Annotated in this window: 9 protein-coding genes and 1 other RNA gene; all 10 read left to right on the forward strand. The window is 72.6% G+C overall.

Translation table 11 applies throughout. The features are described from left to right. Window positions 1–3 precede the first annotated feature (3 nt). The 10 genes from HMPREF2863_RS01470 (at window position 4) to ssrA (ending at window position 11,793) form a co-directional block, all read left to right on the forward strand. Window positions 4–1,272, forward strand: coding sequence for a glycosyltransferase family 4 protein (locus HMPREF2863_RS01470; RefSeq protein ID WP_070637484.1), 1,269 nt, complete (start codon window positions 4–6; stop codon window positions 1,270–1,272). Beyond that, window positions 1,272–3,116 carry an ABC transporter ATP-binding protein gene (locus tag HMPREF2863_RS01475; protein ID WP_070637486.1) on the forward strand — a complete coding sequence of 615 codons (1,845 nt, stop codon included), beginning with the start codon at window positions 1,272–1,274 and terminating at the stop codon, window positions 3,114–3,116. The genes HMPREF2863_RS01470 and HMPREF2863_RS01475 overlap by 1 nt, the downstream gene beginning before the upstream one ends. After that, complete coding sequence (locus tag HMPREF2863_RS01480) at window positions 3,113–5,542, forward strand: hypothetical protein (RefSeq protein ID WP_070637488.1); 2,430 nt, start codon at window positions 3,113–3,115, stop codon at window positions 5,540–5,542. The genes HMPREF2863_RS01475 and HMPREF2863_RS01480 overlap by 4 nt, the downstream gene beginning before the upstream one ends. Before the next feature lie 12 nt (window positions 5,543–5,554). Then, window positions 5,555–6,679, forward strand: coding sequence for a peptide chain release factor 2 (prfB, locus tag HMPREF2863_RS01485; protein ID WP_067190915.1), 1,125 nt, complete (start codon window positions 5,555–5,557; stop codon window positions 6,677–6,679). Between the two features lie 235 nt (window positions 6,680–6,914). Further along, window positions 6,915–8,129: an acetyl-CoA C-acetyltransferase gene (locus tag HMPREF2863_RS01490; protein ID WP_070637490.1), complete on the forward strand. Its 1,215-nt coding sequence runs from the start codon at window positions 6,915–6,917 to the stop codon at window positions 8,127–8,129. A 125-nt stretch (window positions 8,130–8,254) separates the two neighbouring features. After that, window positions 8,255–9,019, forward strand: coding sequence for a 3-hydroxybutyrate dehydrogenase (locus HMPREF2863_RS01495; RefSeq protein ID WP_067190912.1), 765 nt, complete (start codon window positions 8,255–8,257; stop codon window positions 9,017–9,019). Window positions 9,020–9,107: 88 nt separating this feature from the next. Beyond that, window positions 9,108–9,917, forward strand: a complete 810-nt coding sequence (locus HMPREF2863_RS01500; RefSeq protein WP_067190906.1) for a CoA transferase subunit A — start codon at window positions 9,108–9,110, stop codon at window positions 9,915–9,917. Beyond that, window positions 9,917–10,576 (forward strand): CoA transferase subunit B, encoded by a 660-nt coding sequence (locus HMPREF2863_RS01505; protein WP_070637492.1) that lies wholly within the window; start codon window positions 9,917–9,919, stop codon window positions 10,574–10,576. Before HMPREF2863_RS01500 ends, HMPREF2863_RS01505 begins: the two co-directional genes overlap by 1 nt. Before the next feature lie 117 nt (window positions 10,577–10,693). Next, on the forward strand, window positions 10,694–11,209 hold the full coding sequence (smpB, locus tag HMPREF2863_RS01510) for an SsrA-binding protein SmpB (protein ID WP_070637494.1): 516 nt from the start codon (window positions 10,694–10,696) through the stop codon (window positions 11,207–11,209). A 213-nt stretch (window positions 11,210–11,422) separates the two neighbouring features. Then, window positions 11,423–11,793, forward strand: a transfer-messenger RNA (tmRNA) gene (gene ssrA, locus HMPREF2863_RS01515). Window positions 11,794–12,114 lie beyond the last annotated feature (321 nt).

Here is a 12,114-nt window from a genome sequence, read left to right on the forward strand (position 1 = left end):
CCCATGCAGATCGCCTACCTGCTCGCCGATCCGGGCATCGGCCCCTTCGGCACCAAGGGCGCCTCGGTGCACGTCCAGGAGATCACCCGTGCCCTGCGCGGCCTCGGCCACCAGGTCACCGTGTACTGCCTGCGCCGCGGGGACAAGAAGGGCGTCGAGTCCGTGCCCGCGGACCTGGCGGACCTGAAGGTCGAGGTGGTCCCGGTCGCCTCCGCCGCCGGCTCCGCCGAGCGCGAGGTCGAGCTGCGCCGCGCCGGGGACCGCATGCTGGCCGCCGCCGCGGCCGATGGCGCAGACCTGGTCTACGAACGCTACGCCCTGTTCTCAGACGTCGGCGCCCGCCTGGCCGCCACCCTGTCCCAGAACGCCGGCCGCCGGATCCCGCTGGTGATGGAGGTCAACGCCCCGCTGGTGGCCGAGCAGTCCGCGCACCGGTCCCTGCATGACGTGGACACCGCCCTCGCCCTCACCGAGTCCGCCCTGTCCGCCGCGGACGTGGTCTCCTGCGTCTCCGAGCCGGTCGCCGCCTGGGTCCGCCGGGACGTGCCGGCCGCCGCCGCGGCCACCGTGGTCATCCCGAACGGCGTGAACACCGAGCGCATCCGCCCCCTCGCCCGGCACGCCGCCTCCGGCGCGTTCCTGCACGACGACGGCGGCTCGCCCGAGCCCGCCGCCCGTGGGTTCACCGTGGGCTTCCTCGGCACGCTGAAGCCCTGGCACGGCACCCAGACCCTCCTGGACGCGGTCGCCGCGGCCGGCGCGGCCGCCGCCGACTGGCGGATCGAGTTCTGCGGTGCCGGACCCCAGCTTCAGGCCCTGCGCGAGCAGGCCGAGCGCCTCGGCCTGGGTCAGGCGACCACGTTCCACGGCGCCGTCGCCCCGGAGCAGGTGCCGGCCGTCGTCGGGACCTGGGACGTGGCCACCGCCCCGTACCCGCGGCCGCAGAACCCGGAGGACCACTACTTCTCCCCGCTGAAGGTCTACGAGTACCTCGCCGCCGGGGCCACCGTGGTGGCCTCGGCCGTCGGGGAGATCCCGCAGGTCCTCGGCGCCGGCGAGCCGGACGCCGAGGGCGTGGCCGTCGGCAGCCGCGGCGTGGCTGTCCGCCCCGGCGACGCCCAGGCGCTCGCCGCCGCGCTGACCCGGCTGGCCGCGGATCGGGAGCTCACCGCCGCGCTCGCCGCCGCCGGCCGCGCGGACGTTCAGGCCCACCACACCTGGGCCCACCGTGCCGCGGACCTGCTCCGCCTGGTCCGGGAGCGCACCGCCTGATGACGTCCTCCTCGAAGACGAGGTCCCGGAAGCAGCAGGGGCCGGGCCCGACCCGCCGCACCCTCGCCCTCATCCGCCCGCACCTGGGCGAGCACCGCACGCTGATCCTGGTGGGCATGCTCGCCCTGATCGGGGACGTGGTCTTCCGCATCCTCGAGCCGTGGCCGGTGAAGATCGCCGTGGACGCCGTGACCGTCGCCCTCGGCGCGCAGGTCTCCGCCGCCACCGGGCTGAGCGGGGACATCACCGGCACCCTGGTCACCTGGGCGCTGATCCTCGCCGGCATCGTGGCCGGGCGCGCGGTCTGCAACTACATCTCCACCATCGCCTTCGCCAAGACCGGCGTGAAGGTGGTGACCCGGCTGCGCGCACGGGTGTTCGACCACATCCAGTCCCTGTCCCTACGCTACCACACGCAGGCCTCCGTGGGAGACACCTCCCAGCGCCTGGTGGGGGACATGGGCCGCCTGCAGGAGGTCGCGGTCACCGCGGGTCTGCCGCTGATCGGCAACCTGCTCACGGTGGTGGTGCTGTTCGCGGTGGTCATGGTCCTGAACCCCACGCTGTCTGTGGTGGTGCTGGCCACCGGGGCCGTCTACCTGGTGATCTCCAGGATCGCCACGCCCAAGATCACCCGGGCCTCCCGCAAGACCCGCAAGGGCGAGGGCGCCCTGGTCGGGGACGCCGCCGAGGCGCTCGGCGCCATCCGGGTGGTCCAGGCCTACGGCCTCGAGGACACCGTGGCCGCCGGCTTCGCCGCCGGCAACCAGAAGGCGCTGAAGGCCGGCATCAAGGCCCGCAAGCTCGCCGCCGGCCTCGAACGCTCCACGGACGTGCTCGTGGGCCTGTCCACCGCCGTGGTCCTCGGCTTCGGAGGCCTGCAGGTGATGCAGGGCGCCATGACACCGGGGGACATGGTGCTGTTCCTCATGTACCTGAAGACCGCCATGAAGCCGCTGCGGGACATGGCCAAGTACACCGGCCGCATCGCCCGCGCCGCCGCCTCGGGCGAACGCATCGCGGACCTGATGGACGAGCAGATCGAGATCCAGGACCCCGAACACCCCGTCCCCATGAAGCAGGTGGTCGGGGACGTGGTCTTCGACAGGATCTGCGCCAAGGACGGCCACGGCCGCCCGCTGTTCACCGGGCTGGACCTGATGATCCCGGCCGGGCAGCGAGTGGGCCTGCTCGGCCCCTCCGGTGCCGGCAAGTCCACCCTGGCCGGCTACCTGCTGCGCCTGGCGGACACCGGCTCCGGCGCCGTGCTCGTGGACGGCTACGACACCCGCAAGGTGACCCGCGCGGACCTGCGCTCGCACGTGTCCATCCTGCTCCAGGAGTCCGTCCTGTTCGCCACCACCGTGCGGGAGAACATCCGCTACGGTCGCCTGGACGCCACGGACGAGCAGGTCGAGGACGCCGCGGTCCGCGCCGGTGCGGACGAGTTCATCAGGGCGCTGCCGCAGGGCTATGACACCATGCTCGGCGCCCGCGGAGACACCCTCTCCGGCGGTCAGCGCCAGCGCATCGCGATCGCCCGCGCCCTGGTGCGCCGCGCACCGATCGTCATCCTGGACGAGCCCACCACCGGCCTGGACCCGGCCTCCCGCGCCCTGGTGGAGGAGTCCCTCTGGACGCTCACCCAGGGCCGCACCACGCTGGCCATCACCCACGACCTCTCGATGATCCGCGAGCTGGACCGCGTGCTCTGGCTGGAGGACGGCCGGATCGTGGAGGACGGCTCCCCGGCGGAGCTGCTCCGTCGCCCGGACACCCGCGTGGCCCAGTGGGCCGCGCAGCAGCGCGTGGCGGCGGCCGAACGCCAGGAGGAGAGCTCATGACCCCCGACCAGCACACGGCCGACGCCGAGCGCACGGCGCTCACCGCCCTGCCCGGCGTGGAGCAGGTCCTCTCGGACGCAGGCCTGTCGCGGATCATCGGTCGCCGCGTGCAGGCCGTGCACGAGCGTGTGAAGCCCGGGCGGTCGATCGTCGTCTCCTGGCGTGCCCTCGGCGCGGACGGCACCGAGCCGCTCGACGCCCCGCTCACCGAGGCCGGCCACGGCTGGCTGATGCTCACCCGGGACCAGGACAAGGCGGACTCCGCCCTGCGCCGCGCCGAGCGCATCGGCCGGGCCGACCACGTCCGCGTTCACCGCTGGGACGGGGACGCCACCGTCCTCTGGGGAAGCCTCTGGACCGATCCGGCGCTCGCGGTGCCCCTGGACCGGGCCCGCGCCGCGCTCGCCGAGCGCCGCCCGGACGCCGCCTGGACCGTGCTGCGCCACAACCCCAGGCGCCGCGTGGTCGTGCGGGTGGGAGACGAGGTCGTCCGCATCCACGCGCGCCGCCTGGACGAGCCCGGCGGCGTGGTCGCCACCGTCGCCCGCTGGGCCGCCGCCGGGGTGCCGGTGGTGCCGCTGAAGCCGGTCGGCATCAAGGGCACCGCCGCGTCCTCCCCGTTCTGGGGCGCCGGGGACCTCCAGGCCGTCCCTGTCGCGTCCGCGGCCGCGGCCGCCGGAGAGGCGGTCGCCGCCGTGCACGCCCTGTCCGCCGGCGGCTCGCCGCTGCCTCCATTCGTCCCGGATGCCCCGGCCGCGGCCGAGGCGATCGCGTCGTCAGCGGCCTGGCTGGCCGACGCCGTCCGGGACGCCGCCGCGCACCTGCAGCCGCTGCTCGAGGCCTCCTGCGCCCAGGACCCCGCCGTGGAGCTGCACGGCGACTGGTCCCCGGACCAGGTCCTCTCCGCCGCCGCCGACGGCACCGGGGGAGTGCGGATCATCGACGTGGACCGCGCCCGCACCGGCCCCGCCGCCGTGGACCTCGGTTCCTGGAACGCCGCCTGCCGCCGGGAGGAGCTGCCCGCGCTCGCCGACGCCCACGCCGCCGGCCACGCCCGCGTCCACGGGGAGGCCGACCGCGTCACCGTGCTCGCCTGGGAGGCCTACGCCCACCTGGCCGCGGCCGTGGACCCGCTGCGCCGCCGCCACGCGGACTGGGCCGAGCAGATCACCGGCCGCGTGGTCCACCTGCGCGCCTGCCTGCGCGAGCTGGAGGCCGCCCGCGCCTTCGCCGCCGGCTCAGACCGTCCCGACGACGGCTCCGCGACCTCCGCCTCGTCCGCGCCCCTCGGTTCGTCCGCGCCCCTCGGTTCGCCCGTCGCCTCGGCCTTGCCGGCCGGCCAGTCGCCGCTGCCCGTCGCGCCACTGCGCACCGCGCTGCCCCCGGCCGAGGCCGAAGCCGAGGGCCGTCTCTGGGCCGTGGACCGCTGCTGGCCCTCCGGCGCGGTCGGCGAGCTGGCCGTGGAGGTCTCCAGCGGCGGCGCCCTGCGCGCCGGGCACTGGCGGGACGGCTCCCTCGAGCTCTTGCCGGCCGACGCCGATTCGACGCTGAAGGCCCTCGCCCCGCTCGTGGCCGCCGGCGGCACCGTGGTCTCCTGGCGTCCCCGCAAGCGTGCGGTCGTGCGCACCACAGGTGCGGAGGCGGAGGCCTTCACCAAGGTCGTCCGCGCCGGCAGGGCCCAGGGCATCCTGGACGGCATCGAGCGGGCCAGAGCGTTCGAGGCCGGCTTCCGCACCCCGCAGGTGCTGGACTCCACCGAGGCCACCGTGACGTTCGCGGCCCTGCCCGGCCGCAGCCTCCACCACGAGTCCGCGTTCACCGCCGCCGAATGGGACCGGGCCTGGGCGGAGATCGCCGAGGCCCTCGCCGCGGCCCGCCGAACCCGCCCGAACGGTGCGGCCGAGAACGCCGGCATCCCCGCCCCGGCGGCCCTGCCCGTCCACGGCCCGGCGCAGGAGGCCGCCGTCCTGGCCGACTGGCTCGAGCGGACCGCCGCCTGGACCGGGGCGCAGCCGGGGTTCGTCCGCGCCGTGGAGAAGGTGGGGCAGACGCTGAGGGGACTGCCCGCCGTCGGGAACGTCCCGACCCACCGGGACCTGCATGACAAGCAGCTGCTCTGGGACCCGGAGCTCGGCCCCGGCCTGCTGGACGTGGACACCGCCTGCCTGGGCGACCCGGCCCTGGACCTGGGCAACCTGCGCGCCCACGCGCTGTGGCGCCAACGGCAGGGCGTCTGGTCTGCGGCCCGCGCGGACGTCGTGCGCCGCACGGTGGACGAGCTGGCCTCCGCCGAGGGCCTGCCCGCGCCGCGGATCGGCCTCTACGAGCACGCCACCCTGCTGCGGCTGCGCTGCGTCTACGCGCTGCGACCCCGCTACGCGCAGGCCGCGGCGGACCTCGAGGCCGAGCTCACCGGTCGGCTGTAGGCTGGACCCACCATGGCTGAAACTGACTTCGCCGCAGAGATCTCTGCTCTGCGCCACACCCTGTCCTCCATCGAGCAGGTGTCCGACCTCGAGAAGATCACGGCGGACATCGCGGACCTCGAGCAGCAGGCCGCCGCGCCGGACCTGTGGGACGATCCCGAGGCCGCTCAGAAGGTGACCTCCAAGCTCTCACACCGTCAGGCCGAGCTGAACCGCCTGAAGAAGCTCGAGGAGCGCATCGACGACCTCGAGACGATGGTGGAGCTCGCCGCGGAGGAGGACGAGCCGGACCTGCTGGCCGAGGCCGACTCGGAGAAGGACTCCATCGCCAAGGCGCTGCAGGACCTGGAGGTCGTCACCCTGCTCTCCGGCGAGTACGACCCGCGCGAGGCCGTGGTGACCATCCGCGCCGGTGCCGGCGGCGTGGACGCCGCGGACTTCGCCGAGATCCTCATGCGCATGTACCTGCGCTGGGCGGAGCAGCGCGGCTGGTCCACCAAGGTGATGGACACCTCCTACGCGGAGGAGGCCGGCCTGAAGTCCGTGACCTTCGAGGTCAACGCCCCCTTCGCCTACGGCACCCTGTCCGTGGAGGCCGGCACGCACCGTCTGGTGCGCATCAGCCCCTTCGACAACCAGGGCCGGCGCCAGACCTCGTTCGCCGCGGTCGAGGTCGTCCCGCTCATCGAGGCGGACGACTCCATCGAGATCCCCGAGTCGGAGCTGAAGGTGGACGTGTTCCGCTCCTCCGGTCCGGGCGGCCAGTCCGTGAACACCACCGACTCCGCGGTCCGCATGACGCACATCCCCACCGGCATCGTCGTGTCCATGCAGAACGAGAAGTCGCAGATCCAGAACCGCGCCGCCGCCCTGCGCGTGCTCCAGTCCCGCCTGCTCCTGCAGCGCAAGGCCGAGGCGGACGCGAAGAAGAAGGAGCTCGCCGGAGACGTCAAGGCCTCCTGGGGAGACCAGATGCGCTCCTACGTGCTGAACCCGTACCAGATGGTCAAGGACCTGCGCACGAACCATGAGGAGGGCAACCCGTCCTCCGTGTTCGACGGCGCGATCGACGACTTCATCGACGCCGGCATCCGCTGGCGTGCCGCCCAGATCAAGGAGGCCGCCGAACAGGCCTGATCCTCCCGGCGCGTCCGCGCCTGCTTCCCGACGACGGCCGGTCGCCTCCGCACGGAGGCGACCGGCCGTCGTCGTGCGCCCGGAGACGAGGTCCGGGGCGGTGGAGGGGCGACGCGCAGGCCGCACACGGTGGCCGACCGGGTGATCCAGGTCATAGACTGGGAGACAGAATCCAGTTCATCCCGATTAACTGACAGCGGGGCCGGAGTGTGCGCCCCGCGGAAGTGGAGTCACCATGGCCGAGCAGAACGCCGTCCCCGCCCCGCAGCCGACCGACGCGGTGATCGTCGGCGGCGCCCGCACTCCGTTCACCCGCCTGCTCGGCGCCCAGGCCGGCCTGGCCGCCACGGAGCTCGGCGCGCACGCCATCAAGCACGCCCTCGAGCGCGCCAGCGTCCCGGCCGCGGACGTGGACATGGTCTACATGGGGCAGGTCGTGCAGGCCGGCGCAGGCCAGAACCCGGCCCGCCAGTCCGCCCTCGCCGCGGGCATCGCCTGGGACGTGCCGGCCATGACCATCAACAAGGTCTGCCTCTCCGGCCTCACCGCCGTGATCGACGCCGCCCGCCTGATCCGCCTCGGCGAGGCGAAGGTCGTGGTGGCCGGCGGCCAGGAGTCCATGACCAACGCCCCGCACCTGCTGGTCGGCGCCCGCAAGGGCTACAAGTACGGCCCCACCACCGTCCTGGACTCGGTGGCCTATGACGGCCTCACCGACGCCCTGTCCAAGGAGGCCATGGGCGAGCTGACCGAGTCCGGCAACGGGGAGCGCGGCCTGGACCGCGCCGCCCAGGACGAGATCGCCGCCGGCTCCCACCAGCGCGCCGCCCAGGCCCAGGCCGCCGGCGTGTTCGACGTGGAGATCGCCCCCATGGAGATCCCGCAGCGCAAGGGCGACCCGGTGGTCGTCTCCAAGGACGAGGGCGTCCGCGCGGACACCACCGCCGAGACCCTCGCCGGCCTGCGCCCGGCCTTCGCCAAGGAGGGCACCATCACCGCCGGCAACGCCTCCCCGCTGTCCGACGGCGCCGCCGCCGTGATCGTCACCTCCCGCGCCTACGCGGAGGAGAGGGGCCTGCAGATCCTGGCCACCGTCGGCGCCCCGGGCCAGACCGCCGGCCCGAAGGACTCCCAGCTGCACTCCCAGCCGTCCGACGCCATCAAGGCCGCCCTGTCCACGCAGAGCTGGGAGGTCAAGGACCTGGACTTCATCGAGATCAACGAGGCCTTCGCCGCCGTCTCCCTGCAGTCCCTCAAGGACCTGGACTACTCCGCCGAGCACTGCAACGTCAACGGCGGCGCGATCGCCCTGGGCCATCCGATCGGCGCCTCCGGTGCCCGCCTGGCCCTGACCGCCGCCCACGAGCTAAACCGCCGCGGCTCCGGCCGCGCCGCGGTCGCCCTCTGCGGCGGCGGCGGCCAGGGTGAGGCCCTGGTCCTGTTCCGCTGAGCGCGCTTCCTCCTGCGGCCGTGGGGCCGCAGGAGGACAGTGACCCACGACGGCGGCCACCCGCCTGACGCAGGCGAGCGGCCGTCGTCGGGAAGCATCCCGTCCGAGCCAGGAGGTCCCTCGACATGAGCGAGAACGCCACCACCCTGTCCCTGTCCGGGCGCCGTGCCGTGGTGACCGGAGGCGCCTCCGGCATCGGCCGGGCCTGCGCGGAGGCCTTCGCCGCCGCCGGTGCCGAGGTCACGGTCGCGGACGTCTCGGCCGAGGCCGCAGAGACGGTGGCCGCGGAGATCGGCGGCACGGCCTGGGCAGTGGACCTGTCCGAGACCCGGGCCCTGGACGAGCTGGAGCTGGACACGGACATCCTGGTCAACTGCGCCGGCATCCAGCGGATCGACCCGATCCAGGACTACGACCCGGACACCTGGCGCCTGATCCACCGCATCATGCTCGAGGCCCCGTTCCTGCTGATCCGCGCCGCCCTGCCCGGCATGTACGAGCGCGGCTTCGGCCGGATCATCAACATCTCCTCGGCCCACGGCCTGATCGCCTCGCCGTTCAAGTCCGCCTACGTGGCGGCCAAGCACGGCCTCGAGGGGCTGTCCAAGACCACGGCGCTCGAAGGCGGCCCGCACGGGGTGACCTCGAACTGCATCAACCCCGGGTTCGTGCGCACCCCGCTGGTGGAGAAGCAGATCGCGGACCAGGCGCGCACCCGCGGCATCGGCGAGGACGAGGTCCTCGAGAAGGTCCTGCTGGCCGACGCCGCCGTGAAGCGCCTGGTGGAGCCGGAGGAGGTCGGCGGTCTCGCCCTGTGGCTGGCCACCGAGCACGCCGCGCTCGTCTCCGGCGCCTCGTACACCATCGACGGCGGCTGGACCGCCCACTGACCGAGCGGCCTCGCCTGCGGGCGCGGCCGCGACACCGACCCTGCACGTTCGGGCCGAGCCGGCCCGGGACCCTCAAGGAGGAGGACACATGAGTCTGGACAAGACCGTGGCGACCCCCGCGGAGGCCGTGGCGGACATCCCGTCCGGCGCCTCGCTGGCCGTCGGAGGCTTCGGCCTCTCCGGCAACCCGATCCAGCTGATCGAGGCCCTGCTGGACCAGGGCGCCGATGAGCTGTCGATCGTCTCGAACAACTGCGGCGTGGACGACTGGGGCCTGGGCATCCTGCTGGGTGCGCACCGGATCGCCAAGATGACCAGCTCCTACGTGGGCGAGAACAAGGAGTTCGCGCGCCAGTACCTGGAGGGCGAGCTGGAGGTCGAGCTGGTCCCGCAGGGCACCCTGGCCGAGAAGCTGCGCGCCGGCGGCGCCGGCATCCCCGCCTTCTACACCCGCTCCGGCGTGGGCACCCAGGTGGCCGAGGGCGGTCTGCCGATGCGCTACGACGCCGAGGGCAACGTGGTGAAGGCCTCCGAGGCCAAGCCCACCGACACCTTCGTCCTCGGCGAGGGCTACGTGAGCGTGGACCCGGCCGAGAACCAGGTCTACGCGCTGGAGAAGTCCATCGTCACCGACTTCGCGCTCGTGCACGCCGCCAAGGGCGACAGGCACGGCAACCTGGTCTTCACCAAGGCCACCCGCCAGTTCTCCCTGCCGGCCGCCACGGCCGGCAGGGTCTGCATCGCGCAGGTCGAGGAGCTCGTGGAGCCCGGTGAGATCGACCCGGACGAGGTGCACCTGCCCGGCGTCTACGTCCACCGGATCGTGGAGGTCGGCAAGGACATCGAGAAGCGCATCGAGAAGCGCACCGTGCGCAAGGCCAAGGAGGAGCAGTCCTGATGAGCCAGACCACCAAGCCCACCGGCCTGACCCGTGAGGAGATGGCCGCCCGCGCCGCCCAGGAGCTGCCGGACGGCGCCTACGTCAACCTCGGCATCGGCATGCCGACCCTCATCCCGAACCACATCCCGGACGGCCGCACCGTGGTGCTGCAGTCCGAGAACGGCATCCTCGGCGTGGGCCCGTACCCCACCGAGGAGAACGTGGACCCGGACCTGATCAACGCCGGCAAGGAGACCGTCACCGTCAACCCGGGCGCCTCCTTCTTCGACTCCGCCCTGTCCTTCGGCATGATCCGCGGCGGCAAGATCGACGTCGCCGTGCTCGGCGGCATGGAGGTCTCCGCGGCCGGCGACCTCGCCAACTGGATGGTGCCCGGCAAGATGGTCAAGGGCATGGGCGGCGCGATGGACCTCGTCCACGGCGCCGGCCGGGTGATCGTCATGATGGACCACGTGTCCAAGGACGGCACCCCGAAGATCGTGGACCAGTGCACCCTGCCGCTCACTGGCAAGGCCGTGGTGGACCGCATCATCACCGACCTCGCCGTGATCGACGTCGTCGGCACACCGGAGCAGCCTGAGCTGAAGCTGGTGGAGTGTGCTCCCGGCGTCACCGAGGAGCAGGTCCGCGAGCTCACCGGCGCGACGCTGAGCTGAGGATCGCCGCGGTCTCCGGCGCCGCTCCACCGGCTGTGCCGTAGACTGGTGCGTCCGCATGCCCACGCCGGGCATGCGGACGCACCCGTGTGCAGACCGAGCGGAAGGAAGGGAACCATGGGCAAGAACTCGAAGGGCAAGGCCGCGAAGCAGCCGGCCCCGGGCGAGCGCGTGGTCATCGCGACCAACCGCAAGGCCCGCCACGACTACACGATCTCCGACACCTACGAGGCCGGCATGGTCCTCACCGGCACCGAGGTGAAGTCCCTGCGCGAGGGCAAGGCCTCCCTGGTGGACGGCTTCGCCGTCTTCTACCGGGACGAGCTCTGGCTCGAACAGGTCTACATCCCGGAGTACCTCAACGGCTCCTGGACCAACCACACCGCGCGTCGCCGGCGCAAGCTGCTGCTGCACCGCGCCGAGCTGACCAAGATCAGCCGCCAGATCACGGACCCCGGCATGACCATCGTCCCGCTGTCCCTCTACTTCAAGGACGGACGCGTGAAGGTGGAGATCGGCATCGCCCGCGGCAACCGCGAGTACGACAAGCGCCACAGGCTGCGCGAGAAGCAGGACCAGCGCGAGGCCCAGCGGGCCATGCGGATCCGCAACCGTCGCGCCGGAGTGGCCTGACCGTCGTCGGGCAGCGGGCAGGGCGACGTCCGGACCGCACGGCCGCACGGTGAGGCGGCCGAAGGACCCGCCGCCGGCACGGCGGCCGAAAAACCCGCCGGCCCTGGGGAATGGAACCGGGGCGTGGTAGGTTATGGAACTCGCAGGCCGCATCAGCGGCGGCACTGCACAGTGGTGATTGACAACTCCATAGTGGGAGTCGTCCCCGACCAAGGGGCCGATCGGTTTCGACGATGCATGTCGCGACAGGGGAAGCGGGCCGAGGATGCAGAGTCATCTCGTCAACGCTCTCTGCACACCAATAAGTGCCGAATCCAAGCGCACTGACTTCGCTCTCGCTGCCTGATCAGTGATCGAGTCCGTCACCCCGAGGTTGCTATCGCCTCGGACCGTGGCGTCAGCTAGATAGCCACTGGGTGTCACCCTCGCCGGGGGTCGTGGCACCGACATCAATCCGGCTGGGCCCGGGCTGTCCGCCCGTCTGCGGGACGGACAGGGCCGAGCAACACCCGCAGCAGACTGCGCCCGGAGAAGCCCTGACAACACTGCATCGGACGCGGGTTCAATTCCCGCCGGCTCCACTCACCACCACGGGAAGGCCCCGGAACCCTCACGGTTCCGGGGCCTTCCGCGTGTTCTAGCGGATTTTGCCTAGGCCTGTCACCTGCCATCAATGGCCGCTGTCACTCAGGCCGTACCAGGTACTTAGACCACTGTCGGACACGGAATGAGGGCGGCGTGGCAAGAGGCACCGTACGAAAGACACCCCGGGGAATCACCACCCTGCCCAACGGCAGGTTCCGTGCCCGCCTGATGGTGGACTACGTGAACCACACGCTAGGCACCTTTGATCGTGTCTCAGACGCCGACGCAGCACTAGGTGTGATGTCCAGGGACGTTGTTGC

This window comes from Micrococcus sp. HMSC067E09 (assembly GCF_001812555.1).
GTDB classification, from domain to species: Bacteria; Actinomycetota; Actinomycetes; order Actinomycetales; family Micrococcaceae; genus Micrococcus; species Micrococcus lylae.

What these genes read in the sequence shown, in the direction of transcription:
- HMPREF2863_RS01470 (WP_070637484.1), top strand. Translation starts at nt 4, where the DNA reads ATGCAGATCGCCTACCTGCTCGCCGATCCGGGCATCGGCCCCTTCGGC.
- HMPREF2863_RS01475 (WP_070637486.1), top strand. Translation starts at nt 1,272, where the DNA reads ATGACGTCCTCCTCGAAGACGAGGTCCCGGAAGCAGCAGGGGCCGGGC.
- HMPREF2863_RS01480 (WP_070637488.1), top strand. Translation starts at nt 3,113, where the DNA reads ATGACCCCCGACCAGCACACGGCCGACGCCGAGCGCACGGCGCTCACC.
- prfB (WP_067190915.1), top strand. Translation starts at nt 5,555, where the DNA reads ATGGCTGAAACTGACTTCGCCGCAGAGATCTCTGCTCTGCGCCACACC.
- HMPREF2863_RS01490 (WP_070637490.1), top strand. Translation starts at nt 6,915, where the DNA reads ATGGCCGAGCAGAACGCCGTCCCCGCCCCGCAGCCGACCGACGCGGTG.
- HMPREF2863_RS01495 (WP_067190912.1), top strand. Translation starts at nt 8,255, where the DNA reads ATGAGCGAGAACGCCACCACCCTGTCCCTGTCCGGGCGCCGTGCCGTG.
- HMPREF2863_RS01500 (WP_067190906.1), top strand. Translation starts at nt 9,108, where the DNA reads ATGAGTCTGGACAAGACCGTGGCGACCCCCGCGGAGGCCGTGGCGGAC.
- HMPREF2863_RS01505 (WP_070637492.1), top strand. Translation starts at nt 9,917, where the DNA reads ATGAGCCAGACCACCAAGCCCACCGGCCTGACCCGTGAGGAGATGGCC.
- smpB (WP_070637494.1), top strand. Translation starts at nt 10,694, where the DNA reads ATGGGCAAGAACTCGAAGGGCAAGGCCGCGAAGCAGCCGGCCCCGGGC.